Genomic DNA, 19008 nt, shown 5'->3' with positions numbered 1-19008 from the left:
ATCTCCTTGCGGGTCCGCTTGCGCTTGCCCATGCCTTCGGCATCACCGAACGTCAGCTGCATCGATCGTCACCCTCATCGCGTTGCGCTATTGTCGCCCACGTCGGGGGAGTTGTTCAGAGTTTCCCTAGGTGTGCAAGCCGGCGCACATCATCGTGAACGGGCCGCTGCGCCAAGTACGCCAGGAAGCGGTGATACTCCGAATAAATGCTTGCCATGTAGCCCCCTCTACACAGAAGACGCGCTGACTATCGTCCTTGAGCCTATCGATCCCAGTCCGCAATCGGCTTACGAAGACTCCTCGCTTCCGATGCTCGGGTCCGCAGGCTGAATGATCCGGTGAAGACTATCGTCCCTCCACACCCATCTGCGCTCTTCAGGCCAGGAAAGTGCGGAAAGAAGGAGTCTCTCAGTGAATGTCCTGATCCTTGTCAGGTCAACACTCATGAGGCCGCCATCGGAAGTATCGGCGGCATGGAACAGTCCATTTCTGAACTCGCTTGCTCTCTTCATCCCCTCAACAAAGCCTTCGGCTGTCCACAGATCTGATGTTTTGACCGAGTACAACTTGACTGCGATATCGATTCTGGATGCAAGCGACGCCCGGCGAATCTCGGGAATCTTGTCACTCATTTGCTTGGCGGCTTCGGAAGAAATGAGCCCTTGATTCGTGAGTTCGACAAATGTCGCTCGTAATGACTTCTGAACCTTCTTCCAGGCAGAGGAGCCTATTAGCGCGCCTTGCGAATCCTTGGCAACGGCATTGACAATAGTTTCCATCGCAGAAAAGGCCATGAAGTATCCCGTTTCCAAGAAGCTAACGTAGGAATGCGTGAGAAACCCTATTCCTCGATCAAGCGACTTGGACTCAGGATGCGTTTTTAACGCCTGGACGAGTTTCGAGAGTCCGCCATTCTGAAGATTGGTGGAGTGGATAAGCTCCTTATCCTTATGCCTCGCCCGACTCTTGTGCCACTTTCGCCTATAGATCGCGCGCTCAAATCGGTCGCTCTCAGACTCCCGCAAAAGGTACTCGATCTCGTACGCGTCAACAGGTTGCCTATAGCAGAGCGAGAGCGCGGCACAAATCGTGAGGATCTCTTCCTGCAGACGGTCGTGCAGTGACCTCAGCGTTTCACCAGCTCGGATTTCGACCATGCCGGACAGTCGAGCTCGCTCGACCCGATGCACAACTTTGTCTCCGAATGCAGCGCCATCTAGGTAATCATAGGAAGCCATCGCCTCAATCTGCCCGAGACTTGTTTCCACTAAGATCGCCCCTTCTTCACCGCGTTTGGTAGTGATGTCTCCGTTGTAGTGAAACTCGACCGAGCCGTAGCTTTTGAGGATGCCGCTCGGCTGGAGCCCAACTGAGAAGTGAACCTGGATAGGGCGGTTCGCAGCTTCGCGATCGATGCCTACTTCAATGGCGCTGACCTCCAGCGTCATGCTCGTCAGGCTTGACTGCCATCCTGCGATCCCAAGCAGGTTAATGGAGTCCTCCCCCTTATTCATTGGGTGAAGCTTCAGCAGGTTGACATCGATGGCTCTGGTTGCAGAGTAAGCTTCTGTACGTTCAGTTTCGTCTCCGAGAAACAATATCTCAACGTCGAGTGAGGTTGGATCATGCTTTTCGTAGCGCACGGAGAGGGCTGATTTCAGCGCGATGGGACTATCCGGCTGGAGTGCATAATGTCCTTGAATGTGAACGCTTCCGTCTTTGCTCATGGTCTTCCATGGATTATTGAAGAGGGTTGTTGTACCCCGAGTTTGCGAGCTGGATGACGGCGGTCCGAGACCCATAGGTTCCCGATGGCGCTATTTAAGAAGACGGCCAGCCGGATTGTCCTCTACGGCACCCGCTTGAAAGTATCCAATCACACTCGCCACCGAGCGATGCTCGGTCATCGCCATCACGGACGGGAGCGGAACCCCTTGCTTGCCAGCCTCGGTCACGAACCCGGACCTCAGGCTGTGCGCCCCAAAGTCCCCCTCCAGCCCCGCCAGGCGAGCCCGCCGCTTCACAATGGTCGCCACGGAGCCTGGGAGCAGGGCAGGGCCGACCCGATTCTTCCAGATCCGCCGAAAGATCGCCCCATCTTCAATTCCAGCGGCCTCGAGCCACGCCGCCAACGCCTCGCCACTGCGCCCAAGGATCGGCTTGTCCGGCGTTGAGTCCGCCGTTGCTCCCGCCTGCTGCGTCTTTGAATACTCCAGACGGTAGATGTAGCCATCTTCACCCACCTTGCGCAGATCGCGCATGTCGGCCGCGGCGATCTCGCTGCGCCTGCGTCCTCCGCTGGCAAACCCAAAGCAGAGTATGGCGCGGTCACGCAGGCCTTCCAGGCTGTCGTCGCAGGTCGCCAACATGGCTTCGAGCTCGGCGCGAGTGATCGCGGTCTTCTTGGTTGTTCGCTCGCCACGCTTGACCGCCGCACGGCGGGCCCGACTGAGCAGCAACCTGACGCTAGGCAGCTCACAAGGGTTGTCCAGGCGCTTGAGCTTGTGGGCCGTGGACAGCACGGCCACGCGCTGGGTCACGGTGGACAGCTTGAGCGCGCCGATCCTGGCCTTGAGGCCAGCATCCACCAGGGCTTGATCCAACGCCGGCGGCAGCTCGCTGACCAGGCCTGTCTTGTGCTTGCGCTGGATGTGGTCGACCAGGAACTGGATCACCACGGCTTCGCTGACAGGCAGCGCCAGTTCGACTCCGTAGCGGCCCTGGTGCCAGCCAGCCCAGTAGCGCAGGGCCGTCGCGTAGCTGCGCGTGGTGTTGGCGGCAGCGGCTTCGGCCAGCAGTTCGCGAACCGCGTTGGCGGCGTTCTGGGCCAGTTGTTCTGGCAGGACCAGGCTGGTAGTCGTCGCGGCGTTGGCCGGAAGTGTGCTATTACATTTCATACTATGTAATGAATAATATGAAACACGGTATCTACTAGCGATAATCATCACTTATCACCAGTACGTCAAGCGCGGGGTGGGGCGCCAAAGCAGGAGACTGAAAATGGCACGTGGCATCACCGAAACCGAGGTCCACAGCGCAGCCGACGCCCTTGTAGTCGGTGGCGAGAGGCCCACGGTGGAACGCATCCGCGCGCACCTGGGTACCGGCTCCCCAAACACGGTTGTGCGCTGGCTCGACACCTGGTGGAAGGGCCTAGGTGAACGCTTGGAGGCACGGCGAGCCGGCGTCAACCTTCCAGATGCGCCGGAAGAGGTCTCAGAGCTGGCCAGCCAGCTTTGGTCAGTTGCCCTCGCTCACGCGGATTTTGCGGCCAAGGCCGCGCTTGCGGCCGATCGAGAGGCGCTTGATCAAGCGCGTGTCCAACTCGACCGCGAGCGACAGCTTGTACAAGACGAAGTTTCGGCCCTTCGGCGGGACGCGGCTGATGCTTGCCACGCGCGGGACGTCTCCATCGCCCGGGCCGAAGAGCTGGCTCGTCTCGTGCGACAGCTCGAGACGCAACTCGAGGGGCTGGGGCATCAGCGCGCCGATGCGGAAGCGAGGGCTAAGGACGCGGATCTGGCACGTCAGGAGGCTGAAAATCGCCTACTGCTACTCCAAGAGCAGAGTGTCTTGGACAGGAAGAGTCTGACGCGACATGTCCAAGCCGTGGAAGATCGCGCTCACGGCGAGGTTGATCGGGCAAGACGAGAAACCCAGGAGCTCAAGCGGGAGCTGGCCGCACTTGGCCGGGACCGTGCAGCATCGGACGCGACAAATCTCAGGAGGCTGGAGGAGGTGCGCAGCGAACTTGCGCTCGCCCGGCAGGAGGCCGCCGTCGAACGAAGCAAAGCAGAGGCGTTGGAGAGACAACTGCTTCATTTGCGCGACCTACCTGCAGCGCTAACATCTGCCTTAGAGCGCGCGAAGCCTAAACCCAAGCCCAAACGCCGGAGACCGGCGAAAGCACATGGTCCAGATGCCGGCTAGACAGGGACCACCCGGGCACCCCAAGAGAGACTCCCGCATGTCACATAAAGAGCGTGAGACCACGACTGAAGAACAAAGGATGTGGCGAGACCATGAAATGGTCTTCCAGAGACTTCTGGAACTTAGCCCGAGCGCCAGTAGCGCCGCTTTTCACTTGGCACACACGCCGATCCGAGTTCTCGCAGGCCGTACCATGGCCGCTGCGATCCGCGACGGGGACGTGGATCATGTCTTACGCTACCTACAGACGATCTCTGGTGGGGCAAATGGCTGAAGAATTGCACCGAGGAGGGCCTCGCGTGGACACAGAGAGTCGAACCAAGCGCCTCGCACAACTGTTGGAGGAGTTGCGTGCGCGGGAAGGACCCGACAGGTGGCCGCAGGACTTCGATCCCGAAACGTGGCTGGCAGAATGGATCAGGCGCCCTCAACCTGCACTCGATGGACGCACTCCCGCAGAACTACTGGAAGATGAGGACGGATTTAGATCCGTACGTCGCGTCTTCGGCGCGATGTGGAGCGGCGCCTATCAGTGAACCCAAAGCAATAGCAACCTATAGGCGGTTATAGCGTAAAGCCGCTATAAGTGCTCAGGTTTGCTACACCCTGCGTATCCATCCGCAGACACGCGCAGCTCCTGTGCGGCAGACATGGGCCGTTAGCTGTCCCTATGGCTGGTGGCCCAGAGAGACATCCGTCGACGGCTGACGTCAACCGACTGTGTCTTCCCTAAGGAAAAATCCTTAGAAATCAGTCGGCAGCGCAATTAACAAGCAAAGTGACAAAAACAAAAATCGCGAACATGAGGTCAAGAGTCAAGGCATGTGTGTGGATAGCACATAATCTACATTATGCGAAGTTCTGTGGATCCCCACGTCCGACCGGGCGGCTGCGGCGCCGTCACTGCGACGTCGCCCGACAGCGACCGCCGATGTCCTCCCAGCCGTTCGGCAGCCTGCGGAGCGTACGGCCACCTGCACATGCATATGTTGCATCGTTCGCCCTGGCGGTGATCGGCCCTGGATATCCCGGCAGCCGTTGCGCCTGCCGGGATGGTTGCGACCGCGCTCGCGGTTCCTGCCCGGATGGACCTGTCCATGCCGGTGCCAGCGCGGCCATGGCTGCGGCGAATTCGCGCTGCATGCTGTCGAGTTCCTTCGACACCACGTACCACACGATCAGCCCCTGGGCAGTGCTGAAAACGCACAGCGCAAGCAGCACGGCGGCAAACACCCCCCAGAAGCCCAGTGGTTCGCGGCCGCGCGATGCGGCTTGCCGCCGTCCGAAACGTGCATTGGCGAATCCGTCGGGATGTGCCGGCCCGACATCATTGGTGTTGTCCATGCTCAACCGCCGCGCTCCTGTGCAATGACACTCAGCGGCGATGGTTGCATGCGCGGCTGACCTCGGTGGCCCAGGACGAGATCTGCGCGTACGTGCGGCGGTTGCCGAGCGCCTGCATGGCGCGATCGCGCTGTGCCTTGACCCGGTCGCAGTGCGATTGCGCGGATCGCGCGCCGGTGCGTGAGGTTGCACGCGATGACGGGCGCACACCGCGACGTGTCATCGCCTGCGCACGCGCGTGGTCGTGGTCGATCTGCGCCTGCCGTTGTGGCGTGGTCGCATACTCGCCCCCATACGTTCGCTGCTGCTGGTGCCCTGCCGCGCACGGTGTGGACTGGAAGACCGCTCCATCCGCACCGACGCACTTGTAGACGGTCTGCGCCGACACCGGCGCGCACAACGCCACCCATGTGGCCACGATCATCCCTGCCCTCATCCCTGTCTCCTGTCTGCCGCAATCCATGCGTGCGGCGAGTGTAATCCGGAGCCGGTGCGCCGGTGGCTCAGGTCTTCGGCAGGTCGTCGATGGCCACCGGGCGCCCCAGCAACCAGCCCTGCCCGATCGCCTGCGGCGCCACCCGGCACACGTGCCTGGCCTGCTGCTCGGTCTCGATCCCCTCGACGACGATGCCCACGCGCAACGCCATCGCCATCGTGCACATCGGTTCGAAGATCTGCCCGACCACCGAGTCCGAACCCGCGGCCTGGGTGAACAGCTTGTCAATCTTGACCGCATCCAACGGCAGCGTCGCGAGGTAGTCCAGGCTGGAATACCCGGTGCCGAAGTCGTCGATACAGAACCGGTACCCCTTCGCGCGCAGATGGCGGATGTTGCGTACCAGGTCGTCGCGCATGGCGGTGGAGCGCTCGGTGATCTCCAGTACCACGCTCGTGGCGGCAATCCCGTGGTGCGCCGCCTGCTCGTCCAGGTACTCGTGGAATTGCGCGTCCAGCAGGTCCTCGGCGGTGAGGTTGATGCCGAGATAGAGCCCGGCGTCGGCCCGCAGCACCGGCGCCATTTCGGTGAAGGCCTTGCGGACCACCTGGCGCGCCAGGAACGGCCCAGCCCGCTCGCCTCGGCCAGTCGCACGAACACGTCCGGTGGCACGTCGTCGCCACTTGCCGTGGTCCAGCGCACGAGTGCCTCGAAGCCGACCAGTCCGCGGTCCGACAGGCGGCGCAACGGCTGGTACACGACGCGCAGGCGGTCGTAGCGGATCACCCTGGTGAGGCGAGCCTCGAGTGATGCGCGCCTGCGGCGTGACGCGCCGAGCAGCGAATTGACGCCGACGCCTGCCAGGCCGCCGAGCAGGCACAGGCCGAGCACCGCCTGCAGCGATCCACCCCACAGCCCCGACGCGCGCAGGCTTGCCATCGCGCACAGGTCGTAGTCGTCGTCGCAGGCGCGCTGCACGCGCGTCGGTCCGAAGTCGTGCCACGGTTCTTCCGTCGCACCCGGCATGAGGGGCGTCGTGTCGCCCCATGCACGCATGACGTGCTGACCGTCGCGCGTGGTGACCATGGACGCCATCCGCCGGTCCGCCTCGGCGATGTTGCCGAACCAGTCGGGTGCCACGAACAGGATGGCGTCGCCGGCGGCGATCATGTCCGTGGAGATGCGATGGTCGACCGGGGTCGCGCCGATGCTCCAGAAGCGGTACCTGCGGCTCCGGCGTGTCGGCTCCGGCAGCAGCGGCCGGTGTGGCAGCACGCCCCACGCGGCGGTGCACAGCACCCTGTCCTCCGCCACCCTGCCGATGTCGCGGATATGGTCGAACTGGAACGCGAGCACCCGCAGCTCGGTCAGGTCATGGGCGCTGCAGCGTTCGGTGCGCAGGCGCAGGCTGCCGTTGAGGGCATGGTTCGACTGCGTGGCCAGCACGCGCGTGGCATCGAGCAACCGCTCGACGTGGCGTTCGAGCCGGTGGCGGTCGCCCTGCACCCATGCGGCATGCGCGAGCAGCATCGTCAGCAGGATCGAACCGGCCACGATCGCGGCCGCCAGCAGTCCGGAACGGGTGAGCGAGTGCGCGGGCGTGACCCGGATCCGGTGCAACCTGCCGATCTCCGTTCGTGGATGCCAGTCCCGCGATGTCGCGGGGACTGCATCGTTAACGGCCGTGCACGGGCAGGCTTGAGGTCAGCGGATGATCGCGCCCTTCCCCGCTCAATCGGAGGGTCCACGCTCCTCGCGCGGGCGCACCTTGCGGTCGGACAGCAGGGCCGACACCACCAGTGTCACCCCCAGCGCGCCCGCCACCACGAACATCACCAGCGCGAATGCCGGATAGCCGAACAGCGTGAACGTCGTGCGGATCTGCGCAAGCATCGCCGCGCCCACGATCAGCGCCGCGGTGATGATGCCCGTCGAGATGCGGTTGGCGATCTTCTGCAGGCTCTCCATCAGGTGCGATTCTTCGAGCCCGCCCAGCTGCACGCGCAGCTTGTTGTCGGCCACCAGCGACAGGATGTCGGCGACCTTGCGCGGTGCGCCGCGCAGCAGCTGCTGCGTCTCCAGGGCCTCCATGCCCAGCCGCCGCGGCGACAGCGACGACTGCAGGCGCTTGCGCAGGATCTGGTAGGCGTGCTTCTCCACCGCCTGCTTGACGTCGAGCTCGGGCTCGAGCGCGTTGCAGACCGACTCAAGATTCAGCATGGTCTTGCCGAGCAGCGTGGTCGCCGGCGGCATCCGCAGCCGGCAGTCGCTGCCGATCCGCGCCAGTTCGAGCAGCAGCCGGCCCTCCGACAGCCCCAGCCGCTCCGAACGTACCGCGTAGCGGGCCACCAGCTGCGACACCTCGTGCACGTAGCGTGCCTCGTCGAAGTTCTCGAGCCTGGAGCTGATCGCGATCGATTCCGCGGCGACGTCCTCGCCCCGGCCGTCGACCGCCGCCAGCACCAGCTTCAGCAGGCGCTCGCGCTGGCGCGGGGGCACGTGGGCGACCATGCCGAAGTCCAGCAGCGCCAGGCGCTGGTCGTGCAGCACCAGCACGTTGCCGGGATGGGGGTCGGCGTGGATCTCGCCATGCACGAACACCTGGTCGAGATAACCCTTGAGCAGCGCGCGGGCGAGGCTTCCGTAGTCGTTCTCGGTGCGCAGCAGGCCGCTGATGTCGGTGACCTTGGTGCCGGGCGCGTATTCCATGGTCAGCACGCGCAGCGAGGTGTAATCCCACACCGGCGCCGGCACGAACAGCTCCGGATAGACCGACAGCCGTTCCCGGAAGCGGTCGAGGCTCTCGGCCTCGTCGAGGTAGTCCAGTTCCGCCAGCAGGGCCCGCTGCATTTCGCCGACGATGTCGACGAAGCGCATGCGCTGGCCAATCGAGGTGAAGCGGTCCGCGCCGCGGGCGAAACGGTCGAGCACGGCGAGGTCGGCGTGGATCAGATCCTCGACGCCCGGGCGCTGGATCTTGACCGCGACCTCGCGACCGTCGTGCAGGGTGGCGCGGTGGACCTGTGCCAGCGATGCCGCGCCGAGCGGCTCCTCGTCGAAATACGCGAACGCCTTCGACAGGCGCACGCCCAGCGCGTCCTCGAGGATCGGTTGCAGTTCGGCGAACGGGACCGGGTGCACGTCGTCCTGCATGCGCTTGAGCGCATCCAGGTACACCGGTGCCAGCAGGTCGGTGCGGGTGGACAGCGCCTGCCCGATCTTGACGAAGGTCGGCCCGAGCGCTTCGAGGTCGTCGACGAACTCCTCCGCCTTGCGCACGTCCTCCGGGCGCACACGCGTCATGCCGACGTTGCCGAACACGCCCGCGCGGTAATACTTCAGCGCGAAGCGCATGATCCGCGAGGACCGGTCGAATGCGCCGGGCTTTTCGGTTGCCGCCATGGTGCCTCCCCTGCTCTACCCGTCTGTGGCCAGACGGCCAGGACGCGAGGGTGGCAGCGCTTTTGTGAACAGGACGTGCCGGCTCAGCGCGCCTGGCGCCAGAACTCCCGCACCATCGGGCTCGATCGTGGCCAGTCCCCCGGACGATCGCGTTCCCACAGGCGGCGGATCAGTGGTTCGACCTCGTGCCAGGTACGGTCGGGGTGCAGGTCGCGTGCTTCCCGGGCGTACAGCGCACCGAGCTGCGCGCGGGGGATGGGATACAGCCGCCGGCTTCGGGTGACCATGGGGCACCTCCATGTAAGCGATTTTTTCCCGCAACCCGAGTATGGCCCGCGTACCGGGCCAGGGGCGACCGCTCGTCGAATCGCGCCGGCGATGCCGAACGGTTCAGTCCGGACGCAATCCGTCAGCCGGTCCGGCTGCCGTCGCCCTCGCCAGGAGGCCCTTCGTCCAGCGAATCGCCGCGTGCCTGTGCCCGCGCTGCGCGCAGGCGGTCGAGCTTCTCGCCCAGCTTGAGCTCCAGCCCGCGTGGCACCGGCCGGTAATAGATGCGTTCGCCCATCGCATCGGGAAAGCCGGTCTGGTCGAGTGCGATGCCGCCTTCGGCGTCGTGGTCGTACTGGTAGCCGCGGCCGTAGCCGAGCTGCTTCATCAGCCGCGTCGGCGCATTGCGGATATGGATGGGCACGTCCTGGGTGCCATGCTCGCGCACGTCGGCGCGCGCCTGGTTCCAGGCCATGTAGGCGGCATTCGATTTCGCGGTGCTCGCCAGGTACAGGGTCAACTGCGCGAAGGCGAGCTCGCCTTCGGGGCTGCCGAGCCGGTCGTAGGTGTCCCAGGCATCGATCGCCATCTGCAGCGCGCGCGGGTCCGCCAGCCCGATGTCCTCCACCGCCATCCGCGTCAGCCGGCGCGCCAGATAGGCCGGGTCGCAGCCGCCGTCGAGCATCCGCGCAAGCCAGTAGAGCGCGGCATCGGGATTGCTGCTGCGCACGCATTTGTGCAGCGCCGAGATCTGGTCGTAGAACTGCTCGCCGCCCTTGTCGAAGCGGCGGGTGCGGTCGGCCAGCACCTGCAGCAGGGTCTGCGCGGTGATGTGGCCGCCCTCGTCCTGGGCGAGCTCGGCGGCGATCTCGAGCAGGGTCAGTGCACGACGCACGTCGCCGTCGGCGGCCACGGCGATCTCGTGGAGCGCTGCGTCCTCGATGCGGATGTCCTGCCCGCCGAGCCCGCGGACGCCGTCCTCGAGCGCACGTCGCAGCGCATCCTCGATGTCCGCCGCCGACACTGCCTCCAGCACATGCACGCGGCAGCGCGACAGCAGCGCCGAATTGAGCTCGAACGAAGGGTTTTCGGTGGTGGCGCCGACGAACACGATGCTGCCGCGCTCGATATGCGGCAGGAACGCATCCTGCTGCGCCTTGTTGAAGCGGTGCACCTCGTCGACGAACAGCACCGTGCGGCGGCCGTCGTTGAAGCGCTGGGTGGCCTCGGCCAGTACCTGGCGCACCTCGGGCAGGCCGGACAGCACCGCCGACACCGCACGGAATTCGGCATCGGCATAGTGGGCGAGCAGCAGTGCGAGCGTGGTCTTGCCGCAGCCGGGCGGCCCCCACAGGATCATCGAATGCACGCGCCCCGACTCGACGGCACGACGCAACGCGGACCCCGGTGCCAGCAGCCGCCGCTGGCCGACCATTTCATCGAGCGTGCCTGGCCGCATGCGTTCGGCCAGCGGGCGCAGCGCCTCGTTGTCGGCGCTCAGCAGGTCGGGACCACGTGGAGCGGAGGGTTTCCTGGACACGCGGCCATTCTACCGGCGAGCTGCTCGGCGCAACGCGTGTGGGCTGCGGTGCGTGCGTCAGGCCGGGTGGCCGGACGCGCGCGCATGGCCTACTCGCCGATGACGTCGACGCCCGCTGGCGGCGTATATCGGAACGTATCCGCGGCGAAACGCGGGTTCTTGCGCCAGCCGCTGAAGGCGATCTCGGTGCGCTGGCCGAGCGCGTCGACCACTTCCATCCGTACCAGCGCACCGGCATCGAAACCGAGGCGGGCGGACTGGAAGCTGGCGTCCTGGTCGCGCTTGGGCGTCAGCGTCATCCAGTGCAGGCCATCGACGGGGGCGGCCTCCTCGCTGACATCGAAATCGCGATCGAGGCGACCGGGCTCGACCAGCGCCGCGAGCGGGCTGTTCTGCTCTTCGGGACCCTGCGGACGCACGGTCACCTGTTCGAGGTCGGGGTCGAACACCCAGACGCGGCGGCCATCGGCCACGATCAACTGCGGATACGGCTTCACGTACTCCCAGCGGAACAGGCGCGGCGCCGACAGCGCGACACGGCCGCTGGAACTCTCCTTCACCCGGCCGTTGCCATCGAACACGCGCTGGTTGAACTGACCGTCCAGGCCCTTGAGGTTGCGGGTGAAGGTCTGCAGCGCATCACGGGCACCGGCGAACGCGCCGAGCGGCAGCAGCGAGGTGGCAAGGGCGGCGGCAAGCAGGAGGCGGCGCATGGTCGGATCCCCGGTTCGTTGGTTGCGGTGGAGTTTGAATGCGGGTTGCTGAACGTGCGGGCGGTGGCCCAAGCGTCTGCCGCGGGCGTTCTACCTGGGCGGTGGTGGTGCCAGTACCGAGCGGTCGCCGTTGTGCTCCGGCGGGCTGACCACGCCCGCGGCTTCCATCGCCTCCACCAGCCGCGCGGCGCGGTTGTAGCCGATCTTGAGCCGGCGCTGCACCCCGGAGATCGAGGCACGCCGGGTCTCGGTGACGATCTTGACCGCCTCGTCGTACAGCGGATCGCCCTCGTCGCCTGCCCCGCCGCCACTCTCGGGCAGGCCGGTGGCGCCGACCACCACGCCGTCACCCATCGTCTGCACCTCGTCGAGCACGCCCTCGATGTACTCGGCCCTGCCGGACTGCTTGAGGTGCTCGACCACGCGATGCACTTCCTCGTCGCTGACGAAGGCGCCGTGCACGCGCTCGGGCAGCGCGGTGCCCGGCGGCAGGTAAAGCATGTCGCCGTTGCCCAGCAGCGCTTCCGCGCCGGACTGGTCGAGGATGGTGCGGGAATCGATCTTGGAGCTGACCTGGAACGCGATGCGGGTCGGGATGTTGGCCTTGATCAGGCCGGTGATCACGTCCACCGATGGCCGCTGGGTGGCGAGGATCAGATGGATGCCGGCCGCGCGTGCCTTCTGCGCGAGACGCGCGATCAGTTCTTCGACCTTCTTGCCGACGATCATCATCATGTCGGCGAATTCGTCGATGAAGATCACGATGTACGGCAGCGGCTCCAGCGGCTGGGCAACCTCGTCGATCTCCGGGTTCGGCTTGAACAGCGGGTCCAGCAGCGGCTGCCCGGCGTCCTGCGCGTCCTTCACCTTCTTGTTGAAGCCGGCCAGGTTGCGCACGCCCACCGCGCTCATCAGCTTGTAGCGCCGCTCCATCTCCGCCACGCACCAGCGCAGGCCATTCGCGGCCTCCTTCATGTCGGTGACCACCGGCGCCAGCAGATGCGGAATGCCCTCGTAGACGCTGAGCTCCAGCATCTTCGGGTCGATCATCAGCATCCGCAGGTCTTTCGGCGTGGCCTTGAAGAGCAGGCTCAGCACCATCGCGTTGACCGCCACCGACTTGCCGGAGCCGGTGGTGCCGGCCACCAGCAGGTGTGGCATGCGGGCAAGGTCGGCCACCGTCGAACGGCCGCTGATGTCCTTGCCCAGCGCCAGGGTCAGCGGGCTGGCGGACTTGTCGTATTCCTTCGAGCGCAGCAGCTCGGAGAGATAGATCATCTCGCGGCGGGTGTTGGGGATCTCCAGGCCGATCACCGACTTGCCGGGGATCACGTCGACCACGCGCACCGATTTCACCGACAGCCCGCGGGCGATGTCCTTGTCGAGCGAACTGATCTGGCTGACCTTGATGCCGGGTGCCGGCTCCATCTCGAAGCGGGTGATGACCGGCCCCGGCTGGGCCTCCTTCACCTCGACGTCGATGCGGAAGTCCTTGAGCTTGAACTCGATCTGCCGCGAGAGGGTCTCCAGCGTGTCCTCGTCGTAACCGCGCGGTTGCGGCTTGGGGTCGTCGAGCAGCGACAGCGGCGGCAGCCCGCTGGGATCACCCCCGGCACCCTTGAACAGCGGAATCTGCTGCTCGCGCTTGGCGCGTTCGCTGCGCTCGACCACGGCAACTTCCGGCGCCGGCGGCTCGATGCGCACCGGCACCCGCTTGGCACGCTTCTCGGTGTCGGCCTTGCGCACTTCCTCGCGCTCTTCGCGCAGTTCGCGGGTCTTCCTCCATTCGCTGGCCTGGTGGCTGCCACGGCGCAGCAGCGCCGGCAGCTTCAGCACCGCGGCGCCGATCCGGTCCATCAGCCGGAACCACGACAGCCCGGTGGCCAGGGTCACCGAGACCAGCACCAGCGCCAGCAGGAACAGGTTGCCGCCGACCGGCCCGAAGCCGGCATACAGCGAGTTGCCGACCAGCCGGCCGAGGATGCCGCCACCACCGGCCGAGAGGTCGGCGACGTTCGGCATCCGCAGCGCCAGCAGGCCCGTGGCCGAGACCAGGAAGCCGACGATGCCAGCCAGGCGCAGGGCAGGGCCGAGTTCGGCGCGCCCTTCGCCGGTCGCGTCCTGGCTGCTGCCGTCCATGCCGAACATCGCGATCCATGCGATCGCGCCCAGCATCAGCGGAAGCAGGTAGGCGATGTAGCCGAACAGGTGCAGCAGCACGTCGGCGAGCCATGCGCCGACGGGACCGCCGACGTTGTGCAGCGGCTCGGTGACGCTGCCCGAGCGCGACCAGCCCGGGTCATCGGGCGAGAACGTCAACAGGCTGGCGAACAGATAGAGCAGCAGCGGCGCGATCAGGATCAAGGCGATGTCGCGCCACAGCCGCTGGCGGCGCGGATTCGACGGTTCCGCCGCCGCGGTCGACCCGCGCGTGCGCTTCTTGCTGCTGCGTTCCTGGAGCGGGAGTGCCACCGTGCGTAGTTACCTGAGGTATGGCGTGCAGGGCATTGATCTTACGCCGGAAGTTCCCAGCGCGCACGCAGCAAGGCCCCCGGACTGCCGGGGGCCGCGTGGCTCAGAGCGACATGCCCTTGAGCGCCGGGTGCACCAGCTGGCCGCCCTCGACATTGATGCCACGCACCAGCGCGGCGTCGTCGCGCCAGTTCGGCGAGGAGGCGAGCTTGTTGACCCACGGCAGGATCGTCGCGCAGATCGCCTGCGAGCTGGTCTGTGGCACCGCGCCCGGCATGTTGGTCACGCAGAAGTGGGTCACGCCCTCCTCCACGTAGGTCGGTTCCTTCCAGGTGGTCGGGCGCGAGGTCTCGAAGCAGCCGCCCTGGTCGATGGCGATGTCGACCAGCACGCTGCCCGGCTCCATGCCGGCGATCATCTCGCGGGTGGCCACGTGCGGCGCCTTGGCGCCGGTGACCAGCACCGCGCCGATGACGAGGTCCGCATTGGACAGCTCGCGGGCGACGACGTCGCGGTACGGGTACAGCGCGGTGACGTTGTTGCCCAGGCGCATCATCTCGTCCATGCGGTCCTGGCGCATCTCGAACACCACGACGTTGGCACCGGCCGCGGCCGCCAGTGCGGCGGATGCGCCGCCGGCCTTGCCGGCGCCGAACACGATCACCTTGCCGCGCTCGGTCGACGGCATGCCGCCCAGCAGCTTGCCCTTGCCGCCTTCGGGCTGGTGCAGCAGGTGGGTGCCGACCTGCACGCCGATCTTGCCGGCGACGACCGACATCGGAGCCAGCAGCGGCAGGTCGCCGTTGGGCATCTCAACGGTTTCGAACGCCACGCCGGTCAGGCCGATGTCGAGCAGCCGGCGCGTCAGCACCGGCTCGGCGGCCAGGTGCAGGTAGCAGAACAGCAGATGTTCACGACGCAGGTGCGCAAGGTCGCCCTCGATCGGCTCCTTGACCTTGACGATCATCTCGCCCTTCTCGTACAGCGCTGCTGCATCCGGTGCGATCTTCACGCCCAGGCGGGCGTAGTCGTCGTCGCTGAAGCGCGATTTCTCGCCGGCCCCGGCTTCGATCCAGACCTCATGCCCGCGGCTGACCAGGTCGCCGGCGGCAGCCGGCACCAGCGCCACGCGGCCTTCGAGGGTCTTGGTTTCCTTCGGCACGCCAATGCGCATTGCAACTTCTCCACGTGTTGACCGGCGCTGCCGGTCGGCTATTACGAAAAACCCGCACCGGTGGAGTGCGGGCGGTTGCTGCGGGCTCGCGCGGGTGTGCGCGGGCCGCGTATCGGGATGGAGCGTTCCGGGCTGCCGGCACGTGTGCGCCTTGTGCTGGCGAGGGTGCGCCGCCAAGCTATGCGGCCCGGAATACCCTGTTTTCCAACGCCGCGAGTATACATGAGCACCCCGAAGCACTGCCGTCTGTTGATCCTCGGTTCCGGCCCCGCCGGCTGGACCGCCGCCGTCTACGCCGCGCGCGCCAACCTCAAGCCGGTGGTGGTGACCGGGATGCAGATGGGTGGCCAGCTGATGACGACCACCGAGGTCGACAACTGGCCGGGCGATGCACACGGGTTGATGGGCCCGGACCTGATGGCGCGCATGCAGGCACATGCCGAGCGCTTCGAAACCGAGACCGTGTTCGACCACATCCACACCGCCGACCTGTCGCAGCGCCCGTTCCGCCTCAAGGGCGACAACGGCGAGTACACGGCCGATGCCCTGGTGATCGCCACCGGCGCCACCGCCAAGTACCTGGGCCTGCCGTCCGAGGAGCTCTACAAGGGCCGCGGCGTCTCCGCCTGTGCCACCTGCGACGGCTTCTTCTACAAGGACCGCGAGGTCGCGGTGGTCGGTGGCGGCAACACCGCGGTGGAAGAAGCGCTGTACCTCTCCAACCTCGCCAGCAAGGTCTACCTGGTGCACCGCCGCGACACCCTGCGTGCGGAGAAGATCATGCAGGACAAGCTGCACGCCAAGATCGCCGCCGGGAAGATCGAGCCGGTCTGGCATCACGTCGTCGACGAGGTGCTGGGCGACGATGACGGCGTGACCGGCCTGCGGGTGAAGTCGGTGCTCGACGGCAGCACCCGCGAACTCGCGGTGCACGGTTTCTTCGTCGCCATCGGCCACACCCCGAACACCTCGCTGTTCGAGGGCCAGCTGGCGATGAACAACGGTTACCTCGAGATCCGCTCCGGTCTCGGCGGCGCCGCCACCGAGACCTCGGTGCCCGGCGTGTTCGCTGCCGGCGACGTGGCCGACCAGCACTACCGGCAGGCGATCACCTCGGCCGGCTTCGGCTGCATGGCCGCGCTGGATGCCGAGCGCTTCCTCGACCAGCAGGGCTGAGGGTTACTGCCACGGAGTCACGCCGATGGCCGCGGACGGTAAGCGTGGCAACAAGGTGCCGATGGCCGCGACCCGGGGTGAAGCGACCCTGCGTCCGGCTGCTCTGCGCCTGAGCCGCGTGGATCGGCCTGTATCCGCGGCCGGCCACGCGGGCGGCGCCCTGCGCCGGCCGGTCCCGTGACCGCCAGCCACGCCACCGCGCGCATCGTCGAGTCGCTGGCATCGGTCCCGGCGGAAGCCTGGGATGCGCTGCACGACGGCGGCAACCCGTTTGTCGCACATGCCTTCCTGGCAGGGCTGGAGACCACCGGCTGCCTGCGGCCCGAGTGGGGCTGGACGCCGCGTCACCTGACCCTGTGGCGCGGCGGCCAGCTCGTCGCTGCCGCGCCGGGTTACCGGAAGACCAACTCGCACGGCGAGTTCGTGTTCGACCATGCCTGGGCGCACGCCTATGCGCGGCATGGGCTCGAGTACTTCCCGAAGTGGCTGGGCGCGGTGCCCTACTCGCCGGTCACCGGGCCGCGCCTGCTGGCGGTGGACGATGCCGCCCGGCGCGCGCTCGTGGAGGCGATCCGCGAACATGCCGCTGCCGACGGGATGTCGTCGGCACATATCAATTTCCACACCGCCGCCGAGGACGTCGCCTTCGGCGACGATTGGCTGTCGCGGCTGGACGTGCAGTACCACTGGCGCAACCCGGGCTCGTGGCGGACCTTCGACGACCATCTGGCGGCGATGGACCACAAGCACCGCAAGAACATCCGCCAGGAACGCCGGCGGGTGGTGCAGGCCGGCGTCACCTTCCGCGTGCGCCATGGCGACGAGGCGGACGAGGCGGACCTCGACGCGATCTACGGCTTCTACCTGCAGACCTTTGTCGAATACGGCAACTCGCCGGCGTTGACCCCTGCGTTCCTGCGGCATCTGGCCACGACGATGCCGCGTTCGCTGGTGCTGATCCTGGCCGAGCACGAGGGCGACACGATTGCCGGCGCTCTGTGCCTGCGCGGGCGCGACACGCTGTACGGGCGCTACTGGGGCGCCACCCGCACCCTGCCCGGCCTGCACTTCGAGACCTGCTACTACCGGGGCATCGAATACTGCCTGCAGCAAGGTCTCGCGCACTTCGAGCCCGGCGCACAGGGCGAGCACAAGATCGCCCGCGGCTTCCTGCCGCAGTTCGTGCGCAGCCGGCACTGGATCGCCGAGCCGGCATTCGCCGACGCCCTGCGCGACTGGTGCGCGCAGGAGACCGCCGGCGTGCGTGCGTACGCGGCCACGCTCGCCCGCCACTCACCGTACAGGCCGGAGGGTGCCGACCGGTGATGCCGGAGCTGCGACCGACCATCCTGGGGCCCGACCCCCATGCGCCGTTCCCGCCGGCATCGCACGCGTTGCGCGAGCCGGACGGATTGCTCGCCACCGGCGGCGACCTGTCGCCAGCGCGGTTGCTGGCGGCCTACCACGGCGGAATCTTCCCCTGGTATGCCGACGGCCAGCCGATCCTGTGGTGGTCGCCGGATCCGCGAGGCGTGTTCGTGACCGCCGAGGTGCGGCTGTCGTCGCGCTTCCGCCGCAGCCTGCGGCGTTCGTCGTGGACGGTCCGTGCCGACACCCGCTTCGCCGGGGTGGTGGCCGCCTGTGCCGCGGCGCCACGCCCGGGCCAGGACGGCACCTGGATCACCGCGGCGATGCAGGATGCCTACCTGCGCCTGCACGCGCTCGGGCATGCCCACAGCGTCGAGGTGCTGGATGGCGAGCATCTGGTCGGCGGCATCTATGGAGTCGCCGTGGGGCGGATGTTCTACGGCGAGAGCATGTTCAGTGGCGAGGCCGGCGGTTCCAAGGTGGCACTGGCCGCACTGGCCCGGCATCTTGCAGGGCGCGGCTGGCCGCTGATCGATGCGCAGATGCCGACCCCGCACCTCGAGCGGCTGGGCGCGCGGGCATGGCCGCGCGCGCGTTTCCTCGAGGCCATCGCGGCGCTGGTCGATGACCCCGAGCCGCCGGGCGACTGGCGGGACCGCTTCGGCGAACAGCCCGCACGCGATCTCGCAGGCCTTGCCGCACCCGAGGATTTTGCGCCGCGGCGGCATCCGTGACAGAATGGCGCGTTTTCCGGGTCTGCGATTCCGCGCCCGCGACCAACGCAGACAGGACGCATGGCGAAAGACGACGTCATTGAATTTGAAGGCACCGTTTCCGAGACCCTCCCGAACACGATGTTCCGGGTGAAGCTCGAGAATGGACACGAGATCATCGCCCACATTTCGGGCCGGATGCGCAAGAACTACATCCGCATCCTCACCGGTGACCGGGTCAAGGTGGAGATGACTCCCTACGACCTCACCAAGGGCCGGATCACCTACCGCATGAAGTAGGTTCGACCGGGCATGAAAAAGGCGGCCTTGCGGCCGCCTTTTTTTGGGTTCATCGCGTATTACCGGGGAAGGCTGCGCGGATCTTCAGGAAGAAGTACTCCTGATCGCGGTAGCCGTAGGCCCGGCGCTTGATGACCTTGATGGTGTTGTTGATGCCTTCGACGATGCTCGTA

At 66.4% G+C, this 19008-nt stretch carries 17 protein-coding genes and 1 pseudogene; 6 read left to right on the top strand and 12 right to left on the bottom strand.

The genetic code is table 11. From position 1 onward, the window contains the following. Positions 1-287: 287 nt before the first annotated feature. Positions 288-1727 (bottom strand): hypothetical protein, encoded by a 1440-nt coding sequence (locus LDO11_RS15520; protein WP_232142332.1) that lies wholly within the window; start codon positions 1725-1727, stop codon positions 288-290. Between the two features lie 90 nt (positions 1728-1817). Beyond that, a complete protein-coding gene (locus LDO11_RS15515; protein ID WP_232142331.1) occupies positions 1818-2897 on the bottom strand; it encodes a tyrosine-type recombinase/integrase in 1080 nt (359 codons plus the stop codon). A gap of 103 nt (positions 2898-3000) precedes the next feature. Here LDO11_RS15515 and LDO11_RS16005 point away from each other — a divergent pair, with 103 nt between their 5' ends. Both LDO11_RS16005 and LDO11_RS16000 read left to right on the top strand, forming a co-directional pair. Beyond that, complete coding sequence (locus tag LDO11_RS16005) at positions 3001-3930, top strand: DNA-binding protein (protein WP_164972146.1); 930 nt, start codon at positions 3001-3003, stop codon at positions 3928-3930. 92 nt (positions 3931-4022) lie between these two features. Then, complete coding sequence (locus tag LDO11_RS16000) at positions 4023-4466, top strand: MbcA/ParS/Xre antitoxin family protein (RefSeq protein ID WP_435574661.1); 444 nt, start codon at positions 4023-4025, stop codon at positions 4464-4466. A 364-nt stretch (positions 4467-4830) separates the two neighbouring features. On the opposite strand, the gene LDO11_RS15505 is transcribed toward LDO11_RS16000, so the two are convergent. The 9 genes and pseudogenes from LDO11_RS15505 to LDO11_RS15460 all read right to left on the bottom strand — a co-directional run bounded on the left by LDO11_RS15505 (position 4831) and on the right by LDO11_RS15460 (position 15278). Continuing rightward, positions 4831-5274, bottom strand: coding sequence for a hypothetical protein (locus LDO11_RS15505; protein WP_232142329.1), 444 nt, complete (start codon positions 5272-5274; stop codon positions 4831-4833). 31 nt (positions 5275-5305) lie between these two features. Then, positions 5306-5698, bottom strand: coding sequence for a DUF4124 domain-containing protein (locus LDO11_RS15500; protein WP_232142328.1), 393 nt, complete (start codon positions 5696-5698; stop codon positions 5306-5308). 79 nt (positions 5699-5777) lie between these two features. Continuing rightward, a pseudogene (locus tag LDO11_RS15995) lies at positions 5778-7240 on the bottom strand (EAL domain-containing protein). Positions 7241-7441: 201 nt separating this feature from the next. Further along, complete coding sequence (locus LDO11_RS15485) at positions 7442-9112, bottom strand: ABC1 kinase family protein (RefSeq protein ID WP_232142327.1); 1671 nt, start codon at positions 9110-9112, stop codon at positions 7442-7444. 83 nt (positions 9113-9195) lie between these two features. Continuing rightward, positions 9196-9399, bottom strand: coding sequence for a hypothetical protein (locus LDO11_RS15480; RefSeq protein WP_129135877.1), 204 nt, complete (start codon positions 9397-9399; stop codon positions 9196-9198). 122 nt (positions 9400-9521) lie between these two features. Next, entirely contained in the window at positions 9522-10919 is a 1398-nt protein-coding gene (locus LDO11_RS15475; protein WP_435574660.1) for a replication-associated recombination protein A, read from the bottom strand. An 89-nt stretch (positions 10920-11008) separates the two neighbouring features. Beyond that, positions 11009-11632 (bottom strand): outer membrane lipoprotein periplasmic chaperone LolA, encoded by a 624-nt coding sequence (lolA, locus tag LDO11_RS15470; protein WP_232142326.1) that lies wholly within the window; start codon positions 11630-11632, stop codon positions 11009-11011. 90 nt (positions 11633-11722) lie between these two features. Further along, a complete protein-coding gene (locus LDO11_RS15465) occupies positions 11723-14104 on the bottom strand; it encodes a DNA translocase FtsK (protein WP_232142325.1) in 2382 nt (793 codons plus the stop codon). A 103-nt stretch (positions 14105-14207) separates the two neighbouring features. Beyond that, complete coding sequence (locus tag LDO11_RS15460) at positions 14208-15278, bottom strand: alanine dehydrogenase (protein WP_232142324.1); 1071 nt, start codon at positions 15276-15278, stop codon at positions 14208-14210. Between the two features lie 222 nt (positions 15279-15500). Between LDO11_RS15460 and trxB the strand changes: the two genes are divergently transcribed. From trxB to infA, 4 genes are all read left to right on the top strand, one after another. Next, positions 15501-16454, top strand: a complete 954-nt coding sequence (trxB, locus tag LDO11_RS15455; RefSeq protein WP_232142323.1) for a thioredoxin-disulfide reductase — start codon at positions 15501-15503, stop codon at positions 16452-16454. A 177-nt stretch (positions 16455-16631) separates the two neighbouring features. Further along, complete coding sequence (locus LDO11_RS15450; RefSeq protein WP_435574659.1) at positions 16632-17780, top strand: GNAT family N-acetyltransferase; 1149 nt, start codon at positions 16632-16634, stop codon at positions 17778-17780. Continuing rightward, positions 17780-18556, top strand: a complete 777-nt coding sequence (gene aat / locus LDO11_RS15445) for a leucyl/phenylalanyl-tRNA--protein transferase (protein WP_232142322.1) — start codon at positions 17780-17782, stop codon at positions 18554-18556. Before LDO11_RS15450 ends, aat begins: the two co-directional genes overlap by 1 nt. Positions 18557-18616: 60 nt before the next feature. After that, a complete protein-coding gene (gene infA, locus LDO11_RS15440; protein WP_024890331.1) occupies positions 18617-18835 on the top strand; it encodes a translation initiation factor IF-1 in 219 nt (72 codons plus the stop codon). A gap of 49 nt (positions 18836-18884) precedes the next feature. Here infA and LDO11_RS15435 read toward each other — a convergent pair. Next, positions 18885-19008 (bottom strand): transposase (locus tag LDO11_RS15435; protein WP_209165578.1); only part of this gene is annotated, 124 nt, incomplete at its 5' end.

It is taken from the genome of Alterluteimonas muca (genome assembly GCF_021191595.1).
Classification (GTDB): domain Bacteria; phylum Pseudomonadota; class Gammaproteobacteria; order Xanthomonadales; family Xanthomonadaceae; genus Luteimonas; species Luteimonas muca.
Note: the sequence above shows the minus strand (reverse complement) of the source record. Positions and strands in the feature narration are given on the sequence as shown.